This window comes from Devosia sp. BK (assembly GCF_032907385.1).
Taxonomy (GTDB): Bacteria; Pseudomonadota; Alphaproteobacteria; order Rhizobiales; family Devosiaceae; genus Devosia.
Map to the genome: position 1 here is coordinate 1,488,468 of NZ_JAIMBX010000001.1, position 25,659 is coordinate 1,514,126.

Genomic DNA, 25,659 nt, shown 5'->3' on the forward strand with positions numbered 1-25,659 from the left:
TCAGACACGAGGCGTTCCCCCGACAATGAATTGGTGGAGGTCACGCAAAGCCAGAGCGCTCTCGTGACCAAGTGGTTGTTGTTCGAGGGGTTGGCCCGACACGGCAGCACGCAACACGCTATTGACGCGGTCCGCCGTGGGCACAGTGTAGGGCACCTGTGACAGGAGATGCCGGTGATGCATCCCCTTTTTGATAATGGCCGCCGAGACGCCGAGGTTTGCGAGGGTCTGGCCGTAGAGATGGCGAAGGCCGTGCGTCGACGTGCCGGCTTCCTTGCTGTGCTCAAGGCCCAACCGCAATACGGCTCGCTCATGACTGTCGGTATAGGCCTGGCTCGACAGTGGATCCCCGATCATGCCCCCGTCAGTATTGGAGCCGCCAAGACTGACAAAGAGAAACGGATGATCATAGCCACCAAGCGCCTTGCGACGCTGCATAATGGGCGCTCTGACGTGCCGCAGATATCCAAGGTAAAGTACCCAGAACAAGTCGCCAGCGGACTGTTCGAGCCAATATACGAAAGCCTGATGTTCCCTGTTGAGCTCAAGGTTCTTCCAGCCAACGTGGTAGCGGCCGCGGGTAACTTGGTTTCGGGGAAGGAGATCATATTGCCGACGGAGGACCTCAGCCCTCGTGAGCTTGACGGTTCTCCTGGCGATGGGGTCGAACCATTCAACCTTGGCTTCGGATGGATGGTTGAGAACGACCAGGGCGTGACCGGGCTTCTTGGGCTCTTCGACAACATCATTGACCCAGAGGTGCAGGCCGTCGCTGCGACGTAAACCACCCCATGCATCGAGAAGCGCAATCATCTGATCGCGAACATTGAATCTGAGAAAGGGATTGGGCTCGTGCTCCATGCCGGGCCGGACATGACCCTCCCAAAGCAGACGCTCGACGTGGTCAGGCGGAAAAAACTTCACCGGTTCAGAACCATGGCCGCGGGTATCAGGGCCAAAATCGATGATATTGGTCCGGCGAACAATGTTAGGAGCCTTGATATGCCTCAGCATCGACACGTTGCGCATGCGAGCCCAGATCAGCATATCGGTGACATTGAGCTGATCGCTCGGCGCCTGCTTGAGCTTGGCCGGAAGGATTGCAGTACGGGCCGCTGACGTATCGCTCCATTCGGCAAAGGCTTCCACGGCCGAAATCAGTTCGCGACTACGGTGAATGCTTGTGCTGGGCCACAGGAGTTCATCGTCGGCGTTGCTCATGTCGGTGCCGGATAAGAGGGCCAGCGCAAAGCCGCGAAAAAGGGCTTCCTGAGGATGCGTCTTGGTGACCGCGGCCTCACGCATGACTCGATCGCCATGAGCTTGGCAGTAGTCCCAGAACAGTCCGACGCCACGGGCTACAGTGTTCTGCCAGGTGCTTGAGCGGAAGGGGTGAGCCCGCATGTATTCAAGGAGGCGAACGAAAGGTTCGACCACGCCATCCTTGCGCAGGAGAAAGACGACACGAGCCGTCCAGCCCGCGGGAGCTCCGGAGACGCGCATTGCCAGAGTGGCATGGAAAAGGGGCTGTGGTTCTCTCACGACACGTTGGGCTGAATGCGAAACAAAAACGGTGGCAGCAGCCGATCCGCAACGCATTGAGGAAACGTATCTTGCCGATGTCGGCAGATTAAAATAGTTCATCTTCACAATCCCTTACGCGAAACAAAGGATTGGCACGCCCGCGATTAATCGCTGGGTGACCTTCAATTTTAACGAAGTCGGGTTTTAGAGCCGGAGACCGTGATCTTCGCGTTTACCAAGTTCTGGAAAGACTTCCAGAAGATGATCGTCGAAGGGGTAGCGTCCGCTCTCGGAGGCCAATTCGGCAATGGTTATGCCTATCTCGGCGTCCTCGTCCCGTAGGACGGCGAGAACCGCATATAGTCGTGGATCGACCACCCGAACTGGAACCGGCTCGCCAGAACGACGGACCGCCACAAGGTTCACTGGCTCGAATTCGTTTAACGCCACGAGAGCGTCGATCTGTTCGGCTCCGACGCCGTGTTGAGCATCGAGCTCGCCAACAAGCGATCCAAAGCTTAAGAACCGAACAGCAGGGCCTCGCTCACCTACAAAGACACCTGAAGCGGAGCGACACTGGTATGAGCTATCAAGCTCGCTGAGGGCACGCTCAAGATCGTCCAACAGAGCATTATCGAACCGAGTATCGGGAATAAGGAATTCCAATAAGGTTGGCGGCGGCCGAGAGATGTGGTGGGCCAAATCCACTTCATAGGCAGCCACGGCTTGCGCGCTGACGAGGGCAAGTTGATCCAGAAGCTTGTTCAGCCAGAGAACCTCAAGAACATCGCCAGCATCATTTGGCATTCGATTGAGGCGCATGGCCTTCGACACGCGTGCTTGCAGGTCAAAATCGGGTCTTGAAGCGGTAAGCGATGCCGTGACAGCGTCTCGCTGGGAATAGAAATCGCGGTAGAGACTTTCGGTTTCGGGGGAGCGGCGGCCGACTGAGGTCGAGCGCTTCTTCCTTGTCACCGGATCAGGCCAGTAGCGATAAAGGTACTCGTGCCCCCTGAGGGTCTTCCACTGCATGCCGCCGGTCAGTTCCCGCTTGTGCGAAACCATCGGCGCATAGCGCTGCCAGAGATCGAGGACCTCTTGGACATGGCGCTTTTGCTCACGCGAAAATGGTTGGGCGGCGATCGTCATGAACTACCACTTACACCATGATTATCTTTTTTGGTAGTAATTTTTTGGCGCATCGTAATTCCCTGGTGTTCTGGAATTTTCCGCTACATGATCGATTGCACCCTCCCGCTCAATGAGCGCGGGTTGCAACGAGTGGACCGAGAGTATGCCAAGCCTTGCAGTTCGTTTGACAGAGATCGATGACAGTGAGCTCGAGCAGTTTATCGAGCTATGGGTCGAGAAAAAGTCCGAGGTCTACCATCGCGTAGAGCGCATCGGCGCGGCCAACGATAAGGGTCGCGACGTCATTGGATTCCTCACCTCGCAGCGTCACGAAGGCGCCTGGCATCTTTATCAATGCAAGCGGAAGACACGGGGCGCCAAGCTTGGAAAATCGGAAGCCCTGGCTGAACTCGGCAAGGTTTTCTATCATCACGTGGAGGGGGCATATCGCACTCTGCCAACGAAGTACGTTTTCGTATCTCCGCGTGGCATCGTCGGCCCCCTGCTTGACCTGATCAACAATCCCACGGATCTGCAAAGCGCTCTCATCGACGGATGGGATGATCACTGTGCCAAAGCAATCGTCGCCAAAACCGTCATTCCGCTATCCGAAAGCATCCGGAAGGCAATCGAGTCCTATCCTTTCTCTCGGGTCGAGCATCTGAGCGCACCAATGATTGTAAAGGATAAGGCAGCGGGCCCTGCCCTTTCTAAAATTTTGGGACTGGTACCAGACGAAGCTCCGCCGGGGGTCGCGCCAGGCACCATGCAGAATGAAGAGCTTATTTACGTCGAGCAATTACGTCAGGTGTATGAAGAAGCCTCTGCCGAAAGCTTCGCCACGGCAGACGACATCCTGAGGCATGCCGATCATGGTGATCACTTCCGAGACCAGAGAACTCGTTTCTTTGAAGCGGCAGCGTTTCAGCGCTTTCATCGCGACAACACAGATGCTGATGCCCTTGTGGCATTCCAGGAGGACATCTATCACGGCGTCATTGACGTCCATCGTCAACCCCATTCCAACATGCTCCAACGGGTGGACGCGGTCATGAGGCATGCATCCTTGCTGCCAACAGATTTGAGAGGTCGATCGGTACGTACTCCCGTACGTCAAGGCATGTGCCACCATCTCGTGAACGACAATCGCTTCAAGTGGACATCATGACCACCAAAGCCGGCTCGTTATTCAATTCACCGCTGGAAGCAGGTATTCGCGCCGTTGTTGTCTTGGAGTATTTGCGGCCCGCGGTCGTAGACCTCTCCGAACTTGTCCTGCTCGATCATATCGTCGTGCATACCTCGGATCTTGGGGGACCCGAGAGCCTCCATCCGGACGTTCCTGATCGAAAGGGAGAACTCCTTGTTCGGCGCCGGCTTGTCGAAGAGGGAATTGACCTTATGCGTCGGTGCCATCTCCTGGTCCAGGAAGCGGCAGACGAAGGAATTTTCTACCGTGCTTCTGATGAGGCTGCCTCATACGTTGAGCTTCTTGAAAGCGCCTATTCTTCGCGCCTCAAAGAACGAGCGAATTGGGTTGCGGAGCGGGTCAAGCAACACAGCAAGGGCGGTTTCACCAGTCAGGCCCGCCAACAGCTCGGGGACTGGTCGGACTCTTTCACTGAGTCAGGACCGACATGAACCAGGCCCGATTTTTTCTTCGTCGACTGGCATTCACCGGTCCGGCAGTGCCGCTGCGCGATGTCGCTTTTGTCGACGGCGTCAACGTCATTTGGGGTGCCTCCAACGCCGGCAAATCCTTCATTCTCAAAGCTCTGGATTATATGTCCGGAGGCGGTACACTGCTTCCGGAAATCGATCAAATCCGCGGCTATGACCGTTGTTGGTTGACCATGGATCTTCCCAAAGCAGGAACGGTGACACTGGCTCGGTCGCTGGTTGGCGGAGACTACTCGGTTTTTCTTGGAGCAGCTGATCCTGTTGACCCTGGGCTAGAGGATCGCACGATTTATTCCGAGCACCGTGCGAAAGGCGATAGCCTGTCCAGCCTTCTGTTGGGCGAGATGGGCATTTTCAATAAGCGGATTGCCCGCACGCTGAACGGCGACAAAAACACGTTCACCTACCGCCATTTCTCGCCTTACATTTACACTGACGAAACCAGCATGATGGGTGAAGACAGCCCGATCATCGTCGATAAGCGAAGCGGAGACACATTCGACCGCAACGTGCTCAAGTTCATTCTGACGGGCGTAGATGACTCCGCCCTAAAAACTGTCCCCAAAAAGACCGTCCAGCGAGCTGCCAATTCAGGCAAACTCGAGCTGATCGATGATATGATCGCGACCGCCCGAGCGGAGTTGGAGCGCAAGTTCCCCAGCCATGTAAACCTGGATGAGGAAGAAGACGAGCTCCTCGGGCTCATGGCCGACCTTTATGAAGACGTTGCCGCTTGGCAAACGCACCTTGACAATCTTCACAAGGAAAGGCGCAGCAAGCGCGAAGCCTTGGCTGACGCCATCGAGCGACAAACAGAAGTCGAGTTATCCCTGGGTCGTTTTGATCTCCTTGGAGAGGTATACGACAGCGACATTGAACGTCTGGCTTCGCTTGAGGAAGGCAGTGCAGCGCTTCTTGCTGGTGCGCAACGTCCTTGCCCCCTCTGTGGGGCGTCGCCGGAGCATCAGCACAGCACGCATGGCCTTGAAGAAGTTGCCCAGGCCAGAAGAGCGGTCGAGGCGGAACTCGCCAAGATTCGGGCCGAGCGAGCAGACCTGAGAAAGGCGGTTGTTTCCTTACGAGCCGAAAAAGACGGGCTGGGAAGCAAACTTGAACGACTTGAAGGCGAGACCAAAAGTCTGGATGCGCAGATAGAGGAGGCACTGCCTCAGGAAGCGTCAGCCCGAGAACGATATGAAGCCCTGGACCAGATTCGCGAGAGCATTCGACGGGGCCTTACCCTGCAAACTCAGATCGCTGAACTCGAGCAACGTCGAGCATTGATCGCAGCGTTCAAGCCTCAAACCGTGCCCCGTGGAAGCGTGGTTGCCGGCATCGACGGCATCACAGGGCACGAACTCGCTACCCAAGTGCAGAAAGTGTTGCACGCATGGCAGTTCCCCGGCCTCCCAATTGTGTCATTCGACGACGCCACCCATGACATCCTCCTCAACGGCAAAGGGCGCCGCGGTAATGGCAAAGGCGTCCGTGCTCTGATGAATGCCGCCTTTAAGATAGGGGTGCTGCTCTATTGTCGAGAAAAGCAGCTCCCTCATCCCGGCATTCTTGTCCTGGATAGTCCGCTACTGAGCTATCGAGACTCGCTTACATCGAGGCATGGAGCCCTCTCGGCAGATGAAGAAGAAGTGCAGGAAAGTGGCCTGAAGGTCGAATTTTACCGCTTCTTGATGGAGCACCGAAACTTGGCTCAGTTCATCATCATCGAAAATGACCCGCCGCCGGCCGATTTTGGCGACGGAGCAAGCATTACCGTCTTCACCGGGCCCTTAGGAACCGGCGCACGTAAGGGTCTATTTTAGCCTTCCACGCGGCCGCCCTTTTCGTGTGCCTTGCTGGGCCACATGAGATGTTCGTCTCCAAAGGAGATCAACCTCATGCCCCGCAGCTTCATCGACTTAACCGAGCGCACCAAAATGTTGGCGCTCACACTGCTTGAAGCATGGTCCGAAGGAGCTCACAGCAACATTGTCGAAGCTGTGTTGGCATCAGCATGTGAAAATACCCTGCCCCAGCTCGATGACGTCGAAGGCGTTTGGGTCATGCAGATGATGTGGCAGGTGCCAGATCTGCTGGAAACCACCGCTTACGCGGACGGGATGGACGTGAACGCTACGGTGCGTTCGGCCGTCGAAGCCAAGATCTCAGATCTGCTCAGGGAAGAGCTTACCGAACAAGCCGTCGCCCTCGGTCTTTTACAGCTCCCCCCTCGATTATAGCGACTTTAACCACATAGCTTTGTGGCTGTATCACGCCGTGATTTAGTGTGATACAACGTGATTATGGAGGATATGACATGGCTGACGGCAAGACGCAAATTTCTATCCGCATACCGACGGAGATGCTGCAGATGTTTGATCGGATCGCGGCTGGCGTTGAGCGTGACCGCAGCTTTGTCATGAACGAGGCCTTCCGGCTTTACATGGAAAGCGAAGGCAAGGACTTGCTCGAAGAGATCGAAGGCTTTGCTGAGCTGGATGCGGGGCATGGAGTGGACGCTGACGAGATGATCAGCAAGGCGCGAGCAATTGTCGCGCGACGCCGTAGCGAACAGGCTCGTTGATCCATGACCAAGGCGACCGTCCGGCCCAAGGCAATGGCATGGTTTCTCGCCCAGATCGACGAAATCGCGAAGGACAGCCCAAACGCGGCCGACGCCTTACTCGACCGTTTCGAGGAAATCCTTCGTCTTGTCGGCGAAAACCCTCGCGCATTTCAACGCGGTAAAATCCGCGACACCCGTTACATCAACATGCCGCCTTTCGTAATGACCTGGCGCCAGAAAAACGGCCAGGTGGAAATCGGTGCTATCAGGCACGGTCGCCAACGCGACGCGTATCGACCAACCAGTATGCGGGCAAAAGAAGCCCCCACGGCTGATGAGGTGAGTAAGCTGACATTGGCCGCCCGGATCGTTCAGCAGGCTCTCAGGGTCGGCAGCGAGCTCCCGGGGGAGCCTGACGAAGTCACGCGATACCTTTCCGACATCGCCGAGCACCATGAGCTTCGCGCCATGCTCGACGATGTGTCTGACATGGAAGACTTCGTGGACTTCATGAGCAAACACTCAATCCATTTTCCGAAGTCGGGCCTCGGCTGGTGAACGATCGCAATCCGGTGGTAGAGTTGGAGGCCGGGGTAAAAAACGCAATCATACCAACCGCCAAAACAATGAAACAACAGCCATCCGCGACGTGTTTAGGAGCAGGTGGTAGACTTAGAGAGGGGTGTAAATGGACGGGACCCTCTCACGGTCCAAAGAGGGGATCGATTCCCCTAGGGCGTACCAAGCAAAGTCTTCTGTCTTTTTGGGTTTTGAGCCGGCGCGGCTTTTGGTGCGCATGGTTTGTGCCGTGGCGCTTACAAGGCGACGCGGCTTCTCGCGTTGGTTTGACTGAGGTTTTTGTTGGCAGCGCGCGTGTCTCGTCGCGGAGGCCTTCTCGGGAAAGCTGAATCCCATGCGTGGAAGGAGAGATTCCCGCTTTCGCGGGAATGACGCCGTGGGTGGGGCGGGGTCGTGAGTGTTGATGAGGTGGACCGACTTGGCCGCGCTTGGTCATTGTGTGGCCATTCTCATGCCCTGGACTGGCGCAACCCCTGCCCTATGGAGCGCCTATGAAGGTTTTGGACCACGAGCCCTATGCCTGCTTTTTGCTCGAGCATGAGGGGGCGCTCTATCTCGATGCGCATTGCAGCCATAGCTTCTTTGATTATTCGGTGCTGATCAGGCTGAGTGCCGAGGAGTGCGGGCAGTTCGAGACGCTTGGGCGCGAGTATATTGGACGGCTGGCTTACGACATTCATTATAGCGCGCCGGCGGCGCTGGGGAGCACATCGCCGTTTCGGAGCCGGAATTTGACGCGGGAGCTGGGTGATGCGGTTTCGGCGGCGGTGAAGGATTGGCGGGGGAGAGAAGCTTTAGGATCGCACACGGCCTTCCCTCGGGCTTGACCCGAGGGTCACTTGCCCATGCTGAAACATTTGTGACTCCCGCATTGGCCCTCGGGAAGCACGGTGGGTGGGGATGGTCGTATACAGTCTCGGCGGCCGGTACACCCTCCCACCTCCCCCATCGAGGGAAGATGTCACCGTATTCGCAAACGTGAATTCGGTTGGGGCTAGACGTTGGGCAACGCCTTGCCGCTTTCCTTTATTTTCATGCCCACTGCACATTGGCGAGTTTGGCGGACGCGTCCCAGAGTTGCTTTGAGACGGTCGTGTCGTTAGCGGCTTTGGGAACTTTGGCGGGGACGGGATAACCGCGGGTTTCGCTGAGGGCGTGGGGGCCGTAATAGGCGCCGGGTTGGGCGTTTGGATCTGTGGCAGCGTAGAGGGTGGGCAAGGCGCCTTGCCAGGCGGGTTGGAAGAGGAACCAGCCCAAGGAGCGGGCGATGCCCATTGGGCTGAAGCGGCCGGGGGCGTTGTGCAGAAGATCGGTGCGCGAGACGCCAGGATGGGCGGCGAGGCTCCTAAGGTTCCAGCCATGGGCGGCGCTTTGGCGCTGTAGCTCGAAGGCGAACATCAGGCAGGCGAGTTTGGACTGGCTATAAGCCGTCATGGCCACGTAGTTCTTTTCCGATTGGAGATCGGTGACGTGGATTTGGCCAGCGCGGGCGGCGACGCTCGAGAGCGAAACAACGCGCGCGCCCTGCCCGCGGCGCAGCAGCGGCAAGAGGCGCGCGGTCAGCGCATAGTGGCCGAGATAATTGGTGCCGAACTGGAGTTCGAAGCCGTCCTTGGTGGTTTCGCGCTTGGGCGGGACCATGACGCCGGCATTGTTGACCAGGATATCGAGGCTATCGTGCCGCATGGCGAGACGCTCGGCAAAGCGGGTGACGGTCGAGAGATCGGCGAGATCGAGGGCTTCGAAATGGACATTGGCTTTCGGGACTTCGGCAAGGATCGAATGGATCGCCTGATTGCCTTTTTCGGGATTACGACCGGCAACAACAACCTCGGCCCCTGCCCTTGCCAAAGCGAGAGCCGTTTCGTAGCCGAGGCCACCCGTGCCGGTGACGACGGCCAGGCGGCCTGCTTGAGAAGGAATGTCAGACGTGGTCCATTTGGACATGATGGAAAGCCCTCGCTTTAAAATTGCACTCGGTGCATAATTTATATTGCACTGAGTGCATATTTTTACAAGAGTGATCCCAGTGGAAAATTTGGACGGCAGCGACGAGACGGAAGGCGTGCGGGAGCGCAAGCGCCGGGAGACGCGGCAGCGGATCGTCGATGCGGGGCTAAAACTCTTTGCGGCCAAAGGTTATGAGGCGTCGACGCTCGACGATATTGCGGCAGAGGCCGGGATTTCGCGGCGGACGTTCTTTCACTATTTCAAATCCAAGGACGAAATTCTGCTCTCGCTGCAATCGGGGCTAGGCGAGGCGCTGTCGGATGCTGCGCGGGATTGTTCGGGCGCGGAGGAGCCGCTGGCGGCGATGAAGACGCGGATGCTGGAGATATCGCGGCGCTACCCGGCGGCGGAACTGCTGGTGATCGACCGGATGATGCGCTCGAGCGAAGTGGTGCAGGCGCGCAAACGCGCGAGCTATATTGCCGACGAAAGCGTGGTGTTCGCGGCGATGCGGGAAGTCTGGCCCGAGCGGGCGGAGATGGATTTGCGCATTCTCGCCATGCTCTGCATCAGTGTGACGCGGCTTTCGCTCGATGCGTGGAGCCGGGAGGGCGGCACGCGGGAATTGGCGGAGGTGGCGGAGGAGACGTTTGTGGCGCTGGGGGCGGTGGTTTCAGCTTGACGCCCGCCTTGCGGCACTTGGCGGGGTGCGGCTGACGCGGCTCCAGGCGCGGCGGAGTTGGCGGCTGGAGCTGAAGCCGACGCGTTCGGCGATGTTTTCCATGTCGAGGCGGGTTTCGGTGAGCAATTGCTGGGCGAGCGCGACGCGGAGCTTGTTGAGATAATCGGGCAGGCTCATGCCGGTGTGTTCGTTGAAGAGCCGGCTGAGGTGACGGGGGCTTGCTATGGCGATGGCCGCTAGGGTTTCGAGGGACCAGTCGCGCGCTGGGTCGACGGTCATGGCGTCCTGGACGCGGTGGATGGCCGGATGGATGTGATTGCGGCCTTCGAGCCAGGGGGAAAGCTGCGGATCGGTGCCGGCGCGGCGGAGATAGACGACGAGCGAGCGCGCGACGGCGGCGGCTGTTGCCGGATCGGTGATGCGGCCGATGATGTGGAGCATCAGATCGATGCCAGCGGTGATGCCGGCGCTGGAATAACGGTTGCCATCTTCGACATAGAGGCGATTTTCGAGGACGCGCGCGGCGGGTGCAGCGGCGGCGAGTTCGGCGCAATCGGAAAAATGCGTGGTGCAGGAGATGCCGTCGAGGAGCCCTGCCCGGCCCGCGAGCAAGGCGCCCGAGCAGATGGAGACGAGGCGCGTTTGCGGAGTCACGGATTTCTGGAGCCAGGCGATGATTTGCTGGGTGCCCGTATCGGTGGGCTCGGCGGGGTGGCCGGCGTCCATGGGATCCTCGGTGTGGCCCGAGAGGATGATCATGGCGTCGGGTTCGATGGTCTCTGGGAGTGGTTCGATGCCGGAGAGGCGGAGGCCGATGGAGGTGGTCAGCTCGGGCAGCGGGCCGATATAGCGGACGTCGAAGTGGATCTTTGGCTGAATTTGTTGGCGTAACGGAGAGCCTCGAGCGGGCCGGCAACGTCGAGGAGAAGCGTCCGCGCCGGGAGAACGACATAGGTCGGGATGCGGCGCGGGCTTTTGGTCATTCGGCTGCGATCCTTGTGGGGCCATCGAGGGCTTCGGCGATGGTGCAGACGCGGGCGAAGCGGCCATCGAGAACGGCGGCGGTGCGGGCCTTGATGTCGTCGACCGTCCAGGTTTTGCCGGTGGCGTCGGTCAGGGGCATGGTGTGGGTGGCTTCGGTGACATAATCGACCTGCCAGCCGAGGTCGGAGCCGTGGCGGGTGGTGGTTTCGCAGCATTGCTCGGTGCGGATGCCGGAAATGACGAGGCGGCGGATGCCGTTTTCGATGAGGAAAACTTCGAGCTGAGTGCCGACAAAGGCGGAATGACGCCACTTGACGATGTCGAGATCGGGCTTTTCGAGACGGAGATCGCTGATCGGGGTGACGAAGCCGGAGGCGAGCGAGAAGAGGCCTTCTGGCTCGGCATGGAGGACGCGGACAATCTTCCAGCCGCGGGCGACGGCGCCGTCGATCAGGGCCTGCTGGTTTTTGAGGTAGGTTGGGCTATCGATCTCCTGCCAGCTGGGGCGCTGGCGGAAGCTTTCCTGAGCATCGATGACGAGCAATGCGGTGTCGGTCATTTTCGGCCATTATTTAGTTTGGGGAGTATGCCTAGTCTAGCTCCATCAGAGCGCTATACGAGGCATATTCTGGACTAGTTGCGGACAGAAAAAGCCATTGGCTCATTCGTGCCGTGCCGAGAGGTGACAAGCGAGGCTTGGCGTGGTGGAGTGTGGGCATGACCACAGATTTCATATTCGATGGGCCTGAGGATGCGCGGGTGACGGTGTTGCTGGCGCATGGGGCCGGGGCGCCCATGGATTCGGACTGGATGAACACGCTGGCCGGGCTTCTGGCGGATGAGGGGCTGCGGGTGGCGCGGTTCGAGTTTCCCTATATGGCGGCGCGGCGCACCGGCGAGGGCGCCAAACCGCCGCCGAAGGCCGAGAAGGTGATGGCAGATTATGTGGCGGCGATCGAGGATCTGGGGCCGACCAATGGCAGTTTGATCATCGGCGGGAAGTCGATGGGTGGGCGCGTGGCAAGCATGATTGCGGCGGAGGCTTTCGCGGCGGGGCGGATCGCGGGGCTGTTGTGCCTGGGGTATCCGTTTCATCCCTCGGGGAAGCCGGAGCAGTTGCGGGTGGCTCATCTCCAGGATTTGCAGGTGCCGACGCTGGTTTGTCAGGGGACGCGGGATGCGTTGGGGACGCAGGAAGAGGTCGGCGGCTATGCGCTGTCACCGGCGATCAAGGTGATGTGGCTTGAGGATGGGGATCATGATTTGAAGCCGCGGAAGTCGGTTTCCGGGTTTTCAGCGGCGGATCATATGGGGAGCGTGGCGAGGGGTGTGGCGGAGTGGGTGAAGGGGCTGAGGGAGTAGCTTCAGCCCCCCTCATCCCAACCGAATTAGCAAACGCGAATTCGGTGAGCGTTGCGCCACCTTCTCCCCGAGGGGGAGAAGAATAAGAGGGCTACTGGTTTAGCCCGTAACATCCTGGGCTGCTTCCACATGATGCCGGCCGATGGGGACGATCATGGGGGTGTTGGAAACGGGATCGAGGACGACGCGGGATGACATGTTAAAGACGTCGTGGACGACTTTTTCGGTCATGACGTCGACGGGCTTGCCCTCGGCGATGATCTTTCCCGATTTCATGGCGACGATGTGGTCGGCGTAGCGGCAGGCGAGGTTGAGGTCGTGGAGAACGACGACGACGGTGCGGCCGCGGGATTTGACGAGATCGGTGAGGAGATCGAGGACTTCGACCTGGTGGTTGATGTCGAGAAAGGTCGTGGGCTCGTCGAGGAGGAGAAGGTCGGTCTCCTGGGCGAGGGCCATGGCGATCCAGACGCGTTGGCGCTGGCCGCCTGAAAGTTCATCGACCGGGCGGCCGGCGAGGTCTGCCATATCGGTGGCGCCGAGGGCTTCGGCGACGGCGGCATCGTCTTCGGAGGTCCAGCGACGGAACCAGCCCTGATGCGGATAGCGGCCGCGGCCAACGAGATCGGCGACGGTAATGGCATCGGGGGCTATGGGGGACTGGGGGAGGACGCCAAGGAGGGTGGCGACTTCGCGGGTCGGCATCTGGTGGATGGGCTTGCCATCGAGATAGACGGCGCCCTTGCTGGGCGGCAAGAGGCGGGCGAGGCCGCGCAAAACAGTGGACTTGCCGCAGGCATTGGCGCCGACGATGACGGTGAGCTTGCCGGATGGAATGGTCAGGTTGAGATCGGCGACGATCTCGCGGTCGGCATAGCCGAGGTGGAGACCGGCGGCCATGAGCTGGTGGTTGCGCATGTGGGACTCCATTTCAGTTGACGCGCCCTGAGCGGCCGGAGACGACCAAGAGCCAGAGGAGGAATGTGGCGCCGAAGGCACCGGTGACGACGCCGGTGGGCAATTGCGTGCTGGGCAGCGCGTGCTGCGCCACGAGATCGGACACCAGCATGACGAGCGCGCCAACGAGGGCGGCTTGCGGGAAGCCGCGCCCTGCCCCACCCATGAGGCGACGGGCGATGGGGCCGGAGACGAACGCGACGAAACCTACGGGGCCGACGGCAGCGGTGGCGAAGGCGGCGAGCGCAACGGCAACAAGCATGAGGCCGAGGCGGGTGCGCTCGACATGGGTGCCGAGGGCATGGGCGGTGTCGTCGCCGAGTTCGAGGCCATCGAGACCGCGGACAAGGACGAAGAGCATGGGCAGAATGACGACCATGGTGATGGCGAGGACGATCGAGTCCGCGGGCTGGGCGGCGTTGAGGCTGCCGACGAGCCAGGCCATGGCCTGTTGCACCTCGTTGAGGCGGGCGCGGGTGAAGAGATAGGAGATGATGGCGCTGAGCATGGCGGCGGCGCCGATGCCAATGAGGACGACACGATAGGCGGTAACGCCATTGCGCCAGGCGAGGAGATAGATGGCCACGGCGGTGAGAATGGCGCCGGCAAAGGCGCCGAGCGAGACCGAAAGACCGCCCCAGCCGAGGACGATAATGCAGAAGACGGCGGCGGCGCTGGCGCCATGAGCGATGCCGATAATGTCGGGGCTGGCCAAGGGGTTACGCAGAAGCGTTTGGAAAATGATTCCGGAGAGGCCGAAGGCCGCGCCGGAAAGCAGCGCGAGGAAGAGGCGCGGCAAGCGAACCTGAAGGACGATGAAATCGGCGCCCTTATTGGTGATGCCGGTCAGTGGCGAGAACAGCGACTGGAGAACCGTTTCGGGCGGGACGGGGAAATCGCCGAGGAGCATGGCAGCGATGGCGGCGGCGAGCAGCGCGGCGAGGAGGCCGAGGGTGACGCGGGTAGCGTGGCTCTGGCGGGAGCGGCGGACGGCGGCGATGGTTGTGGCTTGGACCAGGGTCATCAGAGGGCAGCCAGTTTACGGCGGCGAACGAGCGCGATGAAGAATGGCGCGCCGATAAAGGCGGTGACGATGCCGACTTGGAGTTCACCCGGTGGGGCGATGACGCGGCCAATGATGTCGGCGCCGAGCAACAGGATGGGCGCCATCAGCATGGAATAGGGCAGAATCCATCGATAACCGGGGCCGGTGATGGCGCGAGCGACGTGAGGGACTGTGAGGCCGACAAAGGCGATGGGTCCGGCGGCGGCAACAGCGGCACCGGCGAGAATAACGGCAGCAAGACCAGCAAGAGCTCGGGACAGGCCGATGCGTTGGCCAAGGGCGCGGGCGACATCATCGCCCATGCTGAGACCATCGAGAAGGCGCGCGCTCAAGAGGGCGAGGACGGCACCAATGGCGATGAAGGGACTGACCTGAAGCGCGATCTCCATGGAGCGGCCGGCGAGCGAGCCGACCTGCCAGAAGCGGACTTCATCAAGGGTGCGCGGGCTGGTGAGGAGGATAGCATTGATGACGGCGAGCATGATGGCGGTCATGGCGGCGCCAGCCAGCGCGAGCTTGATGGGCGTTGCGCCCTCGCGGCCGAGGGAGGCGACGGAATAGACCACGAGCATGGCAACGCCGGCGCCGATGAAGGCGAGCCAGACATAGAGGCTGAGTTGGGTGATGCCGAAGACGGAAACGCCGAGGACGACGAAGAGCGCGGCGCCGGAATTGATGCCGAGAATGGATGGATCGGCCAGGGGATTGCGCGTCGCGCCCTGAAGGACGGCGCCGGAGAGGCCAAGGGCGATGCCGACGAGGACGCCGACAAGGGTACGCGGGAGCCGCAAATCCCAGACGATGCGATGTTCGGTGGAATTGGGATCGAAGGCGGTCAGCGCGGACCAGACCATGTCCACCGGAATGGCGCGGGCGCCGGTGGCCATGGAGAGGAGAATGACGGCGATGAGGGCGGCGGCGAGCAGCAGGAGGCCAAGGCCGAGCGCGGCGGCCCGGCTGGCGCGTGCTTCAACGACGGATGCCGCCATCAGGGTGTCAGGTCCGGGTCGGCGGCATTGATGGCGGCGGTGAGATCGGTAAGGGCGCCGGCATAGGCCTTGTAATTGCGCAGCCAGAAGGCAGGCCACTCGGCGACCTGACCGGCTTCGGCAGCTTTCATCAGCGTCCAGGTGGGCTGGGCCAGCGCGGTGGCGAGGGTGCTTTCGGCGCGATTGTCGACGAGGATGAGATCGGCCGGGTAGCGATCGGCATTTTCCCAGCTGACTGTCTCGAAATAATTGTTGCCAGCGGCATCGACGCCTTCGGGTTTAACGATGGTGAGACCCCAGGACTGCATATCGAGCAGCTCGGCGGCGCCAGCGGGATCGGCGACATAGAGAGCGTCGTCACCGGCATAAACAGCGAGCGCGGTCAGACCGGGCTTGGCCTCGATGGCGGTTTTGAAGTCGGCGAGGGCGGTTTCGAAGGCAGCCTTGTTTTCGGCGATGGCGGGAGCGGACAGATCGGCGCCAAGACTTTGGGCCAGGGTTTCGTAGTCCTCGATCATGCCCACGATGGAATCGCCAGCCGAGACGCCGGTGATCGGGGCTAGCTGGCTCAGAGTTGCGACGACGTCTTCGCCGCCGGACCAAGTGCTGTTGCGGTCCCACCATTCGGCGAGGACGAGATCGGGTTCGAGGGCGGCGGCCTTTTCGATATCCACTTCGCCCCAGGCCTGGCCGATGATTTCGATGCCCGTGAGATCAAGGCCTTCAAGCGCTTTGGCGGCGTCCACGGGGCTATCGGCGTAGATGCCGACCGGGCGGATGCCTAGCGGAATGAGGCCGGCGGCAGCGTCCTGGCTCGCGATGATGCGCTGGGGGACGGCGTCGAGCGTAACGCTCTGGCCCGTGCCATCGGTATAGGTCCAGGGCTCGGCGTGCGCGGCGCTGGAGAGCGCGAGAACCATGAGAGACGCCAGGGCGATGGGGCGAAACAGCATTGGCCTAACCTTCCTCAAAAAGTCAGGGTTTTCTGCAACGCTTAAACTGATCGGTCAAGTCAAGTTTTAAACCGCTGATCCAAGACTTTGCGCGCGGCGTAATCAAGCTGACAAGGATGGCGCGGCCGATGTATTCGATAACCATGTCCGACAGCAGAACCGGATCTCATTCCGGAATACCGCAAAGTGCCGACCCTGAAACCCTGCTGCTGCGCATTGCGCAGGATCGGGACAGGGAGGCGCTGGCGCAATTGTTTTCGCTGCTCGGCACACGCGTCAAAGCCATGATGCTCAAGCTCGGCGCCAGCGACGCCATTGCCGAGGACATGGTGCAGGAGACATTTCTCGCCGTCTGGCGGAAGGCGCATCTTTATTCGACGGACAGGGGCGCGGCCTCGACCTGGATTTTCACGATCGCGCGCAATCTGCGCATCGACCAATTCAGGCGGCAATCGAACAAGCCATATGAAGACCTTGAAACTGTAACCATCGAGAGCGCGGAGCCGAATGGCAGCGTGATGGTTGAGCAGCGGCAGGTCATCGCAAGGGTGACAGATGCGCTGAAAACACTCTCGGCCGAACAGCAGGAAGTGGTGCGGCTCAGCTTCCTCTACGACCTCCCCCACGCGCAGATTGCAGAGCGGATCGGGATACCGCTCGGCACTGTTAAATCCAGACTTAGACTTGCTTACGAACGGCTCCGGCCCATGCTGGAGGATTTACAATGACGGTTACACACCACCCCGATATTGCAACCCTGATGGCCTTCAGTGCGGGCACGCTCGACGAGCCTTATGCCGCTGTGATCGCGACGCATCTGGCTATGTCAGAGGGCGGGCGCGAAACGGTGCGGCATATCAATGTCATTGGCGGCGCCTTGTTGGCCGATGAGCAACCGGCAGCGCTGTCGGATGGCGCGCTGACGCGGTTGATGAGCCGGTTGGGTGATGACCGGATCGAGGTTTCATCGCGGGATGACAAGGCGACGGCCGACGATGTGCCCCTGCCCTTGCGCAGGTATTTGCCGAAGGGCCTCAAGAGCGTCAAATGGCGCTGGACGGGTCCGGGCGTGGCGACGGCCGATCTTGGCTGGGGTCGGGACGGAAAATCGCGGCTGATGCTTTTGCGTGTGGCGGCGGGCCGCCCTGTGCCGGAGCATGGGCATGGCGGGCAGGAGCTGACGCTGATCCTGCAGGGCGCCTATCGCGACCGGTTTGGGGTTTTTGCTGTGGGCGATATTGCCGACCATGACGAGGACGTCGAGCACCAGCCGATTGCAGAGCCGGGCGAAGATTGCATCTGCCTCGTTGCGGTCGATGCCAAGCTGACTTTCCAGGGGCGGATCATGCGCGCCCTGCAACCACTGTTCGGGATCTGACCATGCAGCCGGGTGTCGCTTGGATTATCGGTGGTGGATCGGGCATTGGCGCTGCGGTGACCAAGAAACTTGCCGCCGAGGGTTGGACCGTGGCCATTTCGGGCCGTCGCGAGGACAAACTGGCGGCGGTGGCTGGCGGCAATCCCAAGATTAGGCCTTATCCGCTCGATGTGACGGATAAGGATGCGGTCGAGGCGATGGTGCACCGGGTCGCCAGCGAACTGGGGCGGATCGACCTGTTTCTCTTCGGCGCGGCGGCATGGCAGCCGATGGATGCCGGCAATTATGGGTTCGACGAGTTTTTAAAGACCGTCGATACCAACTATCTCGGGGTGTTGCGCATTGCGCAGCCGATGATCGAGCAGATGTGCAAACAGGGTGGCGGGCATTTTGCCGTTATCGCTTCGGTCGCGGGCTATTTTGGCCTGCCGCGCTCGGCGGCTTATTCGTCAACCAAGGCGGGGCTGATCAATCTGCTCGAGACCATGCGGACGGAACTTGCCGCGGATAATATCAAGGTGCGAATGGTAGCGCCGGGTTTCGTCAAATCGGAACTGACGGACAAGAACGACTTTCCGATGCCGTTCCTGATGGAAACCGACGATGCGGCGAAGCGGATCGTCGATGGGTTGACGAAGTCGGACCGGTTCGAGATTGCGTTTCCCAAGCGCATGGTTTGGCTGATGAAGACCATCCGCTTCCTGCCCTATCCGATTTTCTTCTCGCTGATGAAGAACCTGCTGCCCAAGTGATTGCGCGCTGGCGATTGTCAGCGCTTTGATCCTCCGCGTAGAAGACTGAGGTCTTTGAGGAGGAAACCATGACCCCAGTAATCCGCCCTGCCCGCCCTGACGATCGCGCGGCGCTGTCTGAGATTTGTCTGCTGACGGCGGATACGGGCCAGGATGCCTCGGCGCTTTATTCCGATCCGGACTATCCGGGGCTCGTGTGGTCCGTGCCCTATCTTCTCTTTGCGCCTGAGCATGCGTTCGTTTTGGAGAACGAGGGCAAGGTCGTGGGTTATGTCGTCGGGGCGGCTGATACGCATGCGTTTGAGGCGCAGCTCGATCGGGATTGGTGGCCGAAGTTGGCGGAGCAGTATGCGGGGCGGCAGCCGAGGGGGAAGCTCGATAGCAATGTGCTCGATAAGTTGACGGCGCCGCCGAAGAGCGACCCGGCAATCGTGGCGGATTATCCGGCGCATATGCACATCAACCTGCTGCCAGAGGTGCAGTCGGGTGGATGGGGCCGGAAGATGATCGAAACGGAGATGGATTCGCTGCGGGCCGCGGGTGTGCGGGGGATGCATCTGGGGCTGGGGCTGCGGAACGAGCGGGCGTTCGGATTTTACCAGCGCGTTGGGCTCAAGGAGCTACGGCGCGATGATGCGATCTGGATGGGGATACGGTTTTAGGAATCCGTTTCAGGCATCGTGGCTCTCGGCATCCCCTCCCGGCCTCCCCTTTTAAGGGGAGGTGCAGGTTGCAGCATGCGAAGAGGTTGTGCCGCGCCCCAGTCCTTTGAGGTTCGCCTTTGGCGAGCGCCTCAAGATGAGGGCTACTGCTGAGTGGCGCCTAAGCGGGGCGGCGATATTGGTAGATGCCGACGTCGATGGAGCCTTCGGTGAAACCCGCTTCGCAATAGCTGAGGTAGTAGACCCACTTGCGCTTGAAGACTTCGTCATAGCCAAGCGGCGCGATCATGGGCCAGCGTTCGAGGAAGCGCTCGCGCCAGAGTTTTAGGGTCTTGGCATAGGACAGGCGGAAGTTTTCAACGTCTTCGAGGACGAGGCCATATTTTTCGCCGAATTCGCGCATGACCGTCTTGGTCAGCAACATGCCGCCGGGGAAGATATAGCGCTGGATGAAATCGGGCCCACTGCGATAGGCGTCGAAATCGGCCTCGCTGATGGTGATGGCCTGGATAGCTGCCGTGCCGCCTGGTTTCAGGCGATCGTGGATAGCCTGGAAATAGCTCGGCCAATTGTCCTCGCCGACAGCCTCGATCATCTCGATGGAGCCGATGTGGTCGAACTGGCCTTCGGTGTGGCGATAATCTTCGAAAACGAGCGTCGCGAACTGGTCGAGGCCCTGGCGCGAGAGGCGCTCCTGACCGTATTTGAGCTGCTCGGCGGAGAGGGTAATGCCGCGCAGGTTGGCCTGGTAATCGCGGGCGACTGTCTCGGCAAAGCCGCCCCAGCCGCAGCCGATTTCGAGGACGGAAGAGCCGGGCGTGATGCCCGCCATATCGGCGACGCGGCGATATTTGACGCGCTGCGCTTCTTCGAGACTTTGATCGCCGGACTGGAAGATGGCCGAGGAATAGGTCATCGAGGGGTCGAGCCACTGCCCGTAGAAATCGTTGCCGAGATCATAGTGTTCGGCAATGTTCTTCTTCGAGCCTTCGAGGGTGTTGCGGCGCGACATGTGATAACGAAGATCTGTCGCGGCGCGGCGGAAGAAGCCACTGCCGGCGCTTTCGAACATATCGCGGTTCTGCAGGAAAAAGCGGAAGAGCGCGGTGAGATCATCGACCTCGATATCACCATTCATATAGGCAGCAGCAAAGCCAACTGTGCCGCGCCGCATGGCCTCAGTGATGACCTTGAAATTATTGACGCGCAGGACGGCGTGTTCGCCTGTCTTGGTATTGCCGATGGTGCGTGTTCGGCCGTTGGGCAGAATGACCGTGACGGCGCCAAATTTCGGATTGCCGATCAGGGCGACGCCGATGCGCTCGACGATGCGCGAAGCGAAGCGCGTCCACAGGGTTACGCCGGTACGCGATTGTTCTACTACAGATTTACTCATTGCGCCGCTCTATCCAACTATCGCGATGCCGACCGACGCGGCGCATGCAATTTGCGCAATTTCAACGTCGGAGGCACGCCTTTGAGCCAGAGCAGAAGCGCTTCCCAATGGATGCCTAGCAATATTTTAACGGTCATTAACGGATATGCAAGCAGCAGTTTGAAGAGTTCCCTGTCGGTAATCTCCCGCCGCTCGCCACCAAAATAGGCCGACAAAAGCGGACCTTCGTCCGTCGTCAGCGTGATGCCCACAAAGACGTCCTGCTCGGGCGGGCGGATGGCAAAACGGTAATTGCCCTCAAGCGTATTGAAGGGCGAGACGTAGAAGGCCTTGGCGTTTTCGTGGCGTATCTTGCCATGAGCCTCCGTCACCGGCGCGCTGTAAAAATGATGCTCGCCGAACGTGTTGGACACTTCGTGGAGCATGAAAGCGGTTTCGCCCGCTTCATTCTCGCAGAAGTAGACCGTGATCGGGTTGAACGCGTAGCCAAAGATGCGCGGATAGGCGAGCATACGGATGCGCACGATGCCTTCGACACCCGCAGCCTGCGCCTTGCGACGGACGAAATCGCTGATATCGGCGCCGTCGCGGGGGCCAAAATCTGACGAGAACAGCGAAACGGCGTTGAAGCGATTGAACGAGAAGAGGCGCAGCTTGCGGTCCAGTGCCTCGATCTGATCGAGATCGACCAGAAGCGAGAAGACGCGATAGCGGAGGCTATGGCGCTTGGGCCGGACGCGCTTATGAACGACGTCCCCCACATAGATTGCGCTGCCGGTTTCCACCGCCCTACTCCGCAGCCAGGAGCTGCTCGCCCTGAGCCCAGTTGTGAGCAATGCGGTAGCGCTGATTGGCAAGGTTCCACGGGCGAAGAAGACCGCCGATGCGCTCGGCTACTTCAAGACCGGCCTGCAGACCATCTTCATGGAAGCCATAGCCCATCCAGGCGCCCGCGAACCAGGTGCGGTTGACGCCCTGGACCTGCCAGAGATCGTTCTGCGCTTCGACGGCCGTGGTATCGAACAGGGGATGTTCGTAATCGACTTCGTACTGGATCGAACCCGGCGCAAAATCCATATGCGGATTGAGCGTCACGAAGAGGTTTGTAGTCGTTGGCAGCGGCTGGAGCTTGTTCATCCAATAGGTGAGGCTGAGATTGTCCTCGCCACGGCTGGACCGAAGGTAATTCCAGGCCGACCAGAGATGGCGGCGCTTGGGCATGAAGCGCGCATCGGTATGAAGCACGGCCTTGTTCTTGGTGAACTGGAAGCACGAGAGCACGCGCTGCTCGGCTTCGGTGGGGTCGGCGAGGAGCGCCAGCGCCTGATCTGCATGGCAGGCAAAGACCACCTGATCGAAATGGCGATGGCTGCCGTCTTCGAAATAGATCTCGGCGCCCTGCGCATGGCGGCGCACCGACACGATCTTGGCACTGGTGACCACCTCGGTCTTCTGATCGGCGAGAATGCGCGAGACATATTCGCGCGAACCACCTTTGACGGTGCGCCAGGTGGGGCGGCCGAGGACCTGAAGCAGGGAATGATTGGCGAAAAAGCCGATAAAGGTCTTGGCCGGAAAATCGAGCATGCCGCGCGACGGCGTCGACCAGATGGCGGCCGAAATCGGCAGGATGTGATCGTCGATAAAAGCTTGGGAATAACCGAAGCGCTTGAGGAAATCGCCGATCGAAAGATCATCGTCGCACGTTGCGATCTGCTTTTCCGCATCGCGGAAGAAGCGCATGATATCGGCAACCAGCTTCCAGTGGCGCGGGCTGATGATATTGCGGCGCTGACCGAAAAGACCCCAGAGATATTCGCCGGAATATTCCATCTCGCCCTGCCCGACCGAGACGGCAAAGGTCATGTAGGACCGGGCGGTTTCGACCTTAAGATGATCAAAAAGCGCGGTGAGGTTGGGATAGTTGCGCTCGTTATAGACGATGAAGCCAGTATCGACCGCAACATCGCCCTGAGCGGTGCGAGCGACGATGGTGTTGGCGTGTCCTCCGGGGCGTTCGTCTTTCTCGAAAAGGGTAACGTTTTGAGTCCGCGAAAGCAGCCAAGCGGCTGATAATCCAGATATCCCCGATCCAATAACAGCGATCGATGAGTTCGTCATAGGCGGGGATCTCCAGGCGTTCGTCTATTCTACTACGTGTCCAGCAACGTATTGGATCAGCAGCAAGTTTCGCCTTGGAGCCGATTTCACCGGGCGGGCCTTGCAATGTCGGACAGACGGAACTGCGGCTGCTCTCGGCCTTGATAGTGGTCGATATTGAGCGTGCCCGCAAAGTGAAGCGGCTGCTCGTTATCGCGCATCAGAATATCACCGAGAGGGGTATTGGCGGCGCGGAAGGCAATGGCCTTGAGGCGCGCGCCGTCTTCGGAGGTCAGCGTGAAGCTGACATGGCCGCCCCTGCCGACGATCTGCGGGAAGCGCGCACGATGGGCGGGAAAGGCAAAGACCGGATTGGGATTGCCGGAGCCGAAGGGGCCGGCTTTCTCGATCTTGTGCAAGAGGTCGATGGTCGCGCCACGCGCAGTGAGTGCGGCATCGATCTTGAGGGCTGAGGCGGCGCGGGCCGTGGCGACGCTTTTGCCCAATTGGTCGGCGATGAAGGAGCGGAAGGGGCCGAGATCGCCGGGGCGCAGCGTGACGCCCGCCGCCATGGCGTGGCCCCCGCCCTTGGGGATGAGTCCGGTTTCCACCGCCTCGATAACGGCGCGGCCGAGATCGACGCCGGGCATGGAGCGGCCGGAGCCGGTGCCCGAGCCATCGGGATGAAGTGCGATCGCGAAAGCGGGGCGATCGAAACGCTCCTTGAGGCGCGCGGCGATGAGGCCGACGACGCCGGGATGCCAATTGGCAGAGGCAAGGACGAGGACCGGGGGCCCCTCCCCGCTGCCGATTTCGGCGGCGGCGACGGCGGTGGCTTCTTCGACGGCTTCGACTTCGATGCGCTGGCGCTCGGTATTGAGTTCGTCGAGCTTAGCAGCGATCACCAGCGCCTGGTGTTCGTCATCGACCGAAAGGAGCTGGGTGCCGAGGGCTGCGTTGCCGATGCGGCCACCGGCATTGATGCGCGGGCCGATGAGAAAGCCGAGGTGATAGGGATTGAGCGGCCCACTAACGCGGGAAGCGAGTGCGAGGGCCGACATACCGCGGTTGTCGCCGCGGCGGGCGACTTCGAGGCCGCGGATGACAAAGGCGCGGTTGAGCCCGACGAGCGGGACGACGTCGCAGACGGTGCCGAGGGCGACGATGTCGAGAAAACGCAGGAGGTCGGGGAGCCCGGTATCGCCGCGCTGGCGGAGGGCGCGATTGACGGCGACGAGGACCATGAAGGTGACGCCGGCAGCGCAGAGATAGCCGAGGCCGGAAATATCGTCGGGGCGGTTGGGATTGACGAGGGCCGTCGCGGGCGGCAGATCGTGATCGGAAAGGTGGTGATCGATGACGAGAACATCGACGCCGCGATTGCGGGCGTGAGCGATGGGGCCATCGCTGGTGGTGCCGCAATCGAGGGTGATGATCAGTGTGGCACCGGCATCGATCAGCTTGTCCATGGCCGCAATATTGGGGCCGTAGCCTTCAAAGATGCGATCGGGAATATGGACCTGTGGGGTCAGGCCGAAATGGGCGAGATAGCGGACCATCAAGGCGCAGGAGCTGGCGCCATCGACGTCGTAATCGCCGAATAGGGCGATGGACTCGTTGTCGGCAACGGCCTGGGCCAGGCGGCTGGCGAGGTCATCCATGGCGGTGAGAGTCGACGGGTCCGGCATGAGATTGCGGATCGTCGGCTCGAGATAGGCCTCGGCGGAGTCAAGTTCGACGCCGCGGCCGGCAAGAATGCGCGCGACGATGTCGGAAATGCCGGTGCGCTGAGCGATGGCGGTAGCGAGACGGCTGCCCGCGATATCGAGACGATCGACCCAGGCGCGGCCAAGGACCGACTGGCTGACATCGAGAAAATTGCGGCGCGGTTCCAGCATGGGCTGGTGTTAGGCGATTTGAGGCGGAGGTGGAAGGGGTTGCGGGAGGTTGTGTGCGCGTGCTTGGTGCGCAGCGACCGGAGGAGCTGACATGACGAGCAAAGCCAGCATCATTTTTCTTCATGGCGCTTCGAGCAGCGGAAAATCCACGCTGGCGCGAGAGATACAAGCCAAGATCGAGAGACCCTTCTGGCATATCTCCATCGACCATCTCCGGGACTCTGGGGTCTTGCCGCTTGGCCGCGTCAAGGCAGGAGATTTCAAATGGAGAGACATGCGCGCGCCGTTCTTTGCCGGCTACCACGCCTCGCTCGCAGCCTATGCCGAAGCGGGAAACAATCTCATCATCGAACATATACTCGATACGCCAGGCTGGCAGCTTGAGCTTGCTGAACTCTTTGCACCGTTCGATGTGCTTTTCGTAGCGCTGCATTGCGAGATCGAAGAACTGCGGCGGCGAGAGTATGCAAGAGGGGATCGCCCGGTCGGCAGCGCGGAACAGGATGCGCTGACGATCCACGAGGGGCGTCGGTATGATCTCGAACTGCAGACGGCGGACGGTGTGGACGCAAATGCCGCGCAGGTAATGGCGGCTTGGAGAGAGCCACGAGCACAGTCGCGGTTTTTCGAGGTGACCGAAGGCAAGTGAGAAGCGGTCCTTCTGACGCGACAGCTTATTTAGGCGGACGGGTGCGGGCGCAGAGTTTGTTGCCGTCGGGGTCGCGGAGATAGGCGACGAAGACGCCGTTGGGGCGCAGATTGGGTGGGGATTCGGCGGAGGTGCCGCCGTTTTCCGTGCCGGCGGTGTGCCAGGCGCAGACTTGGTCAGCGGATTCGGCGAAGATGCCGATGGTGCCGCCATTGGCGGCGGTGGCCGGCTGGCCGTTGATGGGCGTCGTGATCATGAGGCGGCTGCCGTCGCGGGTGTAGACCAATCGGCCGCCAGCATCCATTTCGCCGGGATTGCCGCCGAGGGCTGCGAAAGTGGCGTCATAAAAGGTCTTGGATCGGGCGAGGTCGTTGCTGCCGATCATGACGTGGGAAAACATGGTT

27 protein-coding genes and 1 pseudogene are annotated in these 25,659 nt (G+C 60.5%); 14 read left to right on the plus strand and 14 right to left on the minus strand.

The window, feature by feature from the left end; all coding sequences use genetic code 11:
* Together DevBK_RS07340 and DevBK_RS07345 are read right to left on the minus strand one after the other, a co-directional pair.
* On the minus strand, window positions 1-1,305 hold the full coding sequence (locus tag DevBK_RS07340) for a hypothetical protein (RefSeq protein ID WP_317184966.1): 1,305 nt from the start codon (window positions 1,303-1,305) through the stop codon (window positions 1-3).
* A gap of 423 nt (window positions 1,306-1,728) precedes the next feature.
* Window positions 1,729-2,673, minus strand: a complete 945-nt coding sequence (locus DevBK_RS07345) for a hypothetical protein (RefSeq protein WP_317184967.1) — start codon at window positions 2,671-2,673, stop codon at window positions 1,729-1,731.
* 145 nt (window positions 2,674-2,818) lie between these two features.
* Here DevBK_RS07345 and DevBK_RS07350 point away from each other — a divergent pair, with 145 nt between their 5' ends.
* The 7 genes from DevBK_RS07350 to DevBK_RS07380 all read left to right on the plus strand — a co-directional run bounded on the left by DevBK_RS07350 (window position 2,819) and on the right by DevBK_RS07380 (window position 8,304).
* A complete protein-coding gene (locus DevBK_RS07350) occupies window positions 2,819-3,823 on the plus strand; it encodes an ABC-three component system protein (protein ID WP_317184968.1) in 1,005 nt (334 codons plus the stop codon).
* A complete protein-coding gene (locus tag DevBK_RS07355) occupies window positions 3,820-4,296 on the plus strand; it encodes an ABC-three component system middle component 2 (RefSeq protein WP_317184969.1) in 477 nt (158 codons plus the stop codon). The genes DevBK_RS07350 and DevBK_RS07355 overlap by 4 nt, the downstream gene beginning before the upstream one ends.
* Window positions 4,293-6,155, plus strand: a complete 1,863-nt coding sequence (locus DevBK_RS07360; RefSeq protein ID WP_317184970.1) for a hypothetical protein — start codon at window positions 4,293-4,295, stop codon at window positions 6,153-6,155. The genes DevBK_RS07355 and DevBK_RS07360 overlap by 4 nt, the downstream gene beginning before the upstream one ends.
* Before the next feature lie 75 nt (window positions 6,156-6,230).
* Window positions 6,231-6,572, plus strand: coding sequence for a hypothetical protein (locus DevBK_RS07365; RefSeq protein WP_317184971.1), 342 nt, complete (start codon window positions 6,231-6,233; stop codon window positions 6,570-6,572).
* Between the two features lie 77 nt (window positions 6,573-6,649).
* The gene (locus DevBK_RS07370; RefSeq protein ID WP_317184972.1) at window positions 6,650-6,916 is read left to right on the plus strand and encodes a transcriptional regulator; all 267 of its coding nucleotides are present in this window, start codon (window positions 6,650-6,652) and stop codon (window positions 6,914-6,916) included.
* A 3-nt stretch (window positions 6,917-6,919) separates the two neighbouring features.
* Window positions 6,920-7,456, plus strand: coding sequence for a type II toxin-antitoxin system RelE/ParE family toxin (locus DevBK_RS07375; protein WP_317184973.1), 537 nt, complete (start codon window positions 6,920-6,922; stop codon window positions 7,454-7,456).
* A gap of 512 nt (window positions 7,457-7,968) precedes the next feature.
* Window positions 7,969-8,304 carry a hypothetical protein gene (locus DevBK_RS07380; protein ID WP_317184974.1) on the plus strand — a complete coding sequence of 112 codons (336 nt, stop codon included), beginning with the start codon at window positions 7,969-7,971 and terminating at the stop codon, window positions 8,302-8,304.
* Between the two features lie 205 nt (window positions 8,305-8,509).
* Here DevBK_RS07380 and DevBK_RS07385 read toward each other — a convergent pair whose 3' ends face one another.
* Window positions 8,510-9,424 carry an oxidoreductase gene (locus DevBK_RS07385; protein ID WP_317184975.1) on the minus strand — a complete coding sequence of 305 codons (915 nt, stop codon included), beginning with the start codon at window positions 9,422-9,424 and terminating at the stop codon, window positions 8,510-8,512.
* An 82-nt stretch (window positions 9,425-9,506) separates the two neighbouring features.
* Here DevBK_RS07385 and DevBK_RS07390 point away from each other — a divergent pair, with 82 nt between their 5' ends.
* Window positions 9,507-10,109, plus strand: a complete 603-nt coding sequence (locus DevBK_RS07390) for a TetR/AcrR family transcriptional regulator (RefSeq protein ID WP_062631149.1) — start codon at window positions 9,507-9,509, stop codon at window positions 10,107-10,109.
* On the opposite strand, the pseudogene DevBK_RS07395 reads toward DevBK_RS07390, so the two are convergent.
* Both DevBK_RS07395 and DevBK_RS07400 read right to left on the minus strand, forming a co-directional pair.
* Window positions 10,101-11,092, minus strand: a pseudogene (locus DevBK_RS07395) (GlxA family transcriptional regulator). The gene DevBK_RS07390 and the pseudogene DevBK_RS07395 overlap by 9 nt on opposite strands.
* On the minus strand, window positions 11,089-11,652 hold the full coding sequence (locus DevBK_RS07400) for a cysteine hydrolase family protein (protein ID WP_317184976.1): 564 nt from the start codon (window positions 11,650-11,652) through the stop codon (window positions 11,089-11,091). Before DevBK_RS07400 ends, DevBK_RS07395 begins: the two are co-directional and overlap by 4 nt.
* Before the next feature lie 158 nt (window positions 11,653-11,810).
* On the opposite strand from DevBK_RS07400, the gene DevBK_RS07405 reads away from it, so the two are divergent.
* Window positions 11,811-12,455 (plus strand): alpha/beta fold hydrolase, encoded by a 645-nt coding sequence (locus tag DevBK_RS07405; RefSeq protein ID WP_317184977.1) that lies wholly within the window; start codon window positions 11,811-11,813, stop codon window positions 12,453-12,455.
* A gap of 99 nt (window positions 12,456-12,554) precedes the next feature.
* Here DevBK_RS07405 and DevBK_RS07410 read toward each other — a convergent pair whose 3' ends face one another.
* Genes DevBK_RS07410 through DevBK_RS07425 form a run of 4 tightly spaced genes read right to left on the minus strand, consistent with a single transcriptional unit; the run spans window position 12,555 to window position 16,420 of the window.
* A complete protein-coding gene (locus tag DevBK_RS07410) occupies window positions 12,555-13,373 on the minus strand; it encodes an ABC transporter ATP-binding protein (protein ID WP_317184978.1) in 819 nt (272 codons plus the stop codon).
* A gap of 13 nt (window positions 13,374-13,386) precedes the next feature.
* Window positions 13,387-14,436: a FecCD family ABC transporter permease gene (locus tag DevBK_RS07415; protein WP_317184979.1), complete on the minus strand. Its 1,050-nt coding sequence runs from the start codon at window positions 14,434-14,436 to the stop codon at window positions 13,387-13,389.
* Complete coding sequence (locus DevBK_RS07420) at window positions 14,436-15,467, minus strand: FecCD family ABC transporter permease (protein WP_317184980.1); 1,032 nt, start codon at window positions 15,465-15,467, stop codon at window positions 14,436-14,438. The genes DevBK_RS07415 and DevBK_RS07420 overlap by 1 nt, the downstream gene beginning before the upstream one ends.
* Window positions 15,467-16,420, minus strand: coding sequence for an ABC transporter substrate-binding protein (locus tag DevBK_RS07425; protein WP_317184981.1), 954 nt, complete (start codon window positions 16,418-16,420; stop codon window positions 15,467-15,469). Before DevBK_RS07425 ends, DevBK_RS07420 begins: the two co-directional genes overlap by 1 nt.
* A 116-nt stretch (window positions 16,421-16,536) precedes the next feature.
* Between DevBK_RS07425 and DevBK_RS07430 the strand changes: the two genes are divergently transcribed.
* The 4 genes from DevBK_RS07430 (at window position 16,537) to DevBK_RS07445 (ending at window position 19,212) form a co-directional block, all read left to right on the plus strand.
* Window positions 16,537-17,148 carry a sigma-70 family RNA polymerase sigma factor gene (locus DevBK_RS07430; protein ID WP_317184982.1) on the plus strand — a complete coding sequence of 204 codons (612 nt, stop codon included), beginning with the start codon at window positions 16,537-16,539 and terminating at the stop codon, window positions 17,146-17,148.
* Window positions 17,145-17,798: a ChrR family anti-sigma-E factor gene (locus DevBK_RS07435; RefSeq protein WP_061906968.1), complete on the plus strand. Its 654-nt coding sequence runs from the start codon at window positions 17,145-17,147 to the stop codon at window positions 17,796-17,798. Before DevBK_RS07430 ends, DevBK_RS07435 begins: the two co-directional genes overlap by 4 nt.
* 2 nt (window positions 17,799-17,800) lie before the next feature.
* Window positions 17,801-18,550, plus strand: a complete 750-nt coding sequence (locus DevBK_RS07440) for an SDR family NAD(P)-dependent oxidoreductase (protein WP_317184983.1) — start codon at window positions 17,801-17,803, stop codon at window positions 18,548-18,550.
* 68 nt (window positions 18,551-18,618) lie between these two features.
* Window positions 18,619-19,212, plus strand: a complete 594-nt coding sequence (locus tag DevBK_RS07445; RefSeq protein WP_317184984.1) for a GNAT family N-acetyltransferase — start codon at window positions 18,619-18,621, stop codon at window positions 19,210-19,212.
* A gap of 160 nt (window positions 19,213-19,372) precedes the next feature.
* On the opposite strand, the gene DevBK_RS07450 is transcribed toward DevBK_RS07445, so the two are convergent.
* From DevBK_RS07450 to recJ, 4 genes are all read right to left on the minus strand, one after another.
* Window positions 19,373-20,608, minus strand: a complete 1,236-nt coding sequence (locus tag DevBK_RS07450) for a cyclopropane-fatty-acyl-phospholipid synthase family protein (protein WP_317184985.1) — start codon at window positions 20,606-20,608, stop codon at window positions 19,373-19,375.
* 17 nt (window positions 20,609-20,625) lie between these two features.
* A complete protein-coding gene (locus DevBK_RS07455; protein ID WP_317184986.1) occupies window positions 20,626-21,393 on the minus strand; it encodes a DUF1365 domain-containing protein in 768 nt (255 codons plus the stop codon).
* Window positions 21,394-21,397: 4 nt separating this feature from the next.
* Window positions 21,398-22,729, minus strand: a complete 1,332-nt coding sequence (locus tag DevBK_RS07460; protein ID WP_061906972.1) for an NAD(P)/FAD-dependent oxidoreductase — start codon at window positions 22,727-22,729, stop codon at window positions 21,398-21,400.
* Between the two features lie 86 nt (window positions 22,730-22,815).
* Window positions 22,816-24,606, minus strand: a complete 1,791-nt coding sequence (gene recJ / locus DevBK_RS07465) for a single-stranded-DNA-specific exonuclease RecJ (protein WP_317184987.1) — start codon at window positions 24,604-24,606, stop codon at window positions 22,816-22,818.
* Between the two features lie 91 nt (window positions 24,607-24,697).
* On the opposite strand from recJ, the gene DevBK_RS07470 reads away from it, so the two are divergent.
* Window positions 24,698-25,255: a chloramphenicol phosphotransferase CPT family protein gene (locus DevBK_RS07470; protein WP_317184988.1), complete on the plus strand. Its 558-nt coding sequence runs from the start codon at window positions 24,698-24,700 to the stop codon at window positions 25,253-25,255.
* Between the two features lie 25 nt (window positions 25,256-25,280).
* Here the strand turns inward: DevBK_RS07470 and DevBK_RS07475 are convergent, their stop codons facing one another.
* Window positions 25,281-25,655 (minus strand): VOC family protein, encoded by a 375-nt coding sequence (locus DevBK_RS07475; RefSeq protein WP_317184989.1) that lies wholly within the window; start codon window positions 25,653-25,655, stop codon window positions 25,281-25,283.
* Window positions 25,656-25,659 lie beyond the last annotated feature (4 nt).

Coding starts and splice junctions, on each gene's coding strand:
- DevBK_RS07340 (WP_317184966.1), bottom strand. CDS start 1,305: ATGCGTGAGGCCGCGGTCACCAAGACGCATCCTCAGGAAGCCCTTTTT.
- DevBK_RS07345 (WP_317184967.1), bottom strand. CDS start 2,673: ATGACGATCGCCGCCCAACCATTTTCGCGTGAGCAAAAGCGCCATGTC.
- DevBK_RS07350 (WP_317184968.1), top strand. CDS start 2,819: ATGCCAAGCCTTGCAGTTCGTTTGACAGAGATCGATGACAGTGAGCTC.
- DevBK_RS07355 (WP_317184969.1), top strand. CDS start 3,820: ATGACCACCAAAGCCGGCTCGTTATTCAATTCACCGCTGGAAGCAGGT.
- DevBK_RS07360 (WP_317184970.1), top strand. CDS start 4,293: ATGAACCAGGCCCGATTTTTTCTTCGTCGACTGGCATTCACCGGTCCG.
- DevBK_RS07365 (WP_317184971.1), top strand. CDS start 6,231: ATGCCCCGCAGCTTCATCGACTTAACCGAGCGCACCAAAATGTTGGCG.
- DevBK_RS07370 (WP_317184972.1), top strand. CDS start 6,650: ATGGCTGACGGCAAGACGCAAATTTCTATCCGCATACCGACGGAGATG.
- DevBK_RS07375 (WP_317184973.1), top strand. CDS start 6,920: ATGACCAAGGCGACCGTCCGGCCCAAGGCAATGGCATGGTTTCTCGCC.
- DevBK_RS07380 (WP_317184974.1), top strand. CDS start 7,969: ATGAAGGTTTTGGACCACGAGCCCTATGCCTGCTTTTTGCTCGAGCAT.
- DevBK_RS07385 (WP_317184975.1), bottom strand. CDS start 9,424: ATGTCCAAATGGACCACGTCTGACATTCCTTCTCAAGCAGGCCGCCTG.
- DevBK_RS07400 (WP_317184976.1), bottom strand. CDS start 11,652: ATGACCGACACCGCATTGCTCGTCATCGATGCTCAGGAAAGCTTCCGC.
- DevBK_RS07405 (WP_317184977.1), top strand. CDS start 11,811: ATGACCACAGATTTCATATTCGATGGGCCTGAGGATGCGCGGGTGACG.
- DevBK_RS07410 (WP_317184978.1), bottom strand. CDS start 13,373: ATGCGCAACCACCAGCTCATGGCCGCCGGTCTCCACCTCGGCTATGCC.
- DevBK_RS07415 (WP_317184979.1), bottom strand. CDS start 14,436: ATGACCCTGGTCCAAGCCACAACCATCGCCGCCGTCCGCCGCTCCCGC.
- DevBK_RS07420 (WP_317184980.1), bottom strand. CDS start 15,467: ATGGCGGCATCCGTCGTTGAAGCACGCGCCAGCCGGGCCGCCGCGCTC.
- DevBK_RS07425 (WP_317184981.1), bottom strand. CDS start 16,420: ATGCTGTTTCGCCCCATCGCCCTGGCGTCTCTCATGGTTCTCGCGCTC.
- DevBK_RS07430 (WP_317184982.1), top strand. CDS start 16,537: ATGGCGCGGCCGATGTATTCGATAACCATGTCCGACAGCAGAACCGGA.
- DevBK_RS07435 (WP_061906968.1), top strand. CDS start 17,145: ATGACGGTTACACACCACCCCGATATTGCAACCCTGATGGCCTTCAGT.
- DevBK_RS07440 (WP_317184983.1), top strand. CDS start 17,801: ATGCAGCCGGGTGTCGCTTGGATTATCGGTGGTGGATCGGGCATTGGC.
- DevBK_RS07445 (WP_317184984.1), top strand. CDS start 18,619: ATGACCCCAGTAATCCGCCCTGCCCGCCCTGACGATCGCGCGGCGCTG.
- DevBK_RS07450 (WP_317184985.1), bottom strand. CDS start 20,608: ATGAGTAAATCTGTAGTAGAACAATCGCGTACCGGCGTAACCCTGTGG.
- DevBK_RS07460 (WP_061906972.1), bottom strand. CDS start 22,729: ATGACGAACTCATCGATCGCTGTTATTGGATCGGGGATATCTGGATTA.
- recJ (WP_317184987.1), bottom strand. CDS start 24,606: ATGCTGGAACCGCGCCGCAATTTTCTCGATGTCAGCCAGTCGGTCCTT.
- DevBK_RS07470 (WP_317184988.1), top strand. CDS start 24,698: ATGACGAGCAAAGCCAGCATCATTTTTCTTCATGGCGCTTCGAGCAGC.
- DevBK_RS07475 (WP_317184989.1), bottom strand. CDS start 25,655: ATGTTTTCCCACGTCATGATCGGCAGCAACGACCTCGCCCGATCCAAG.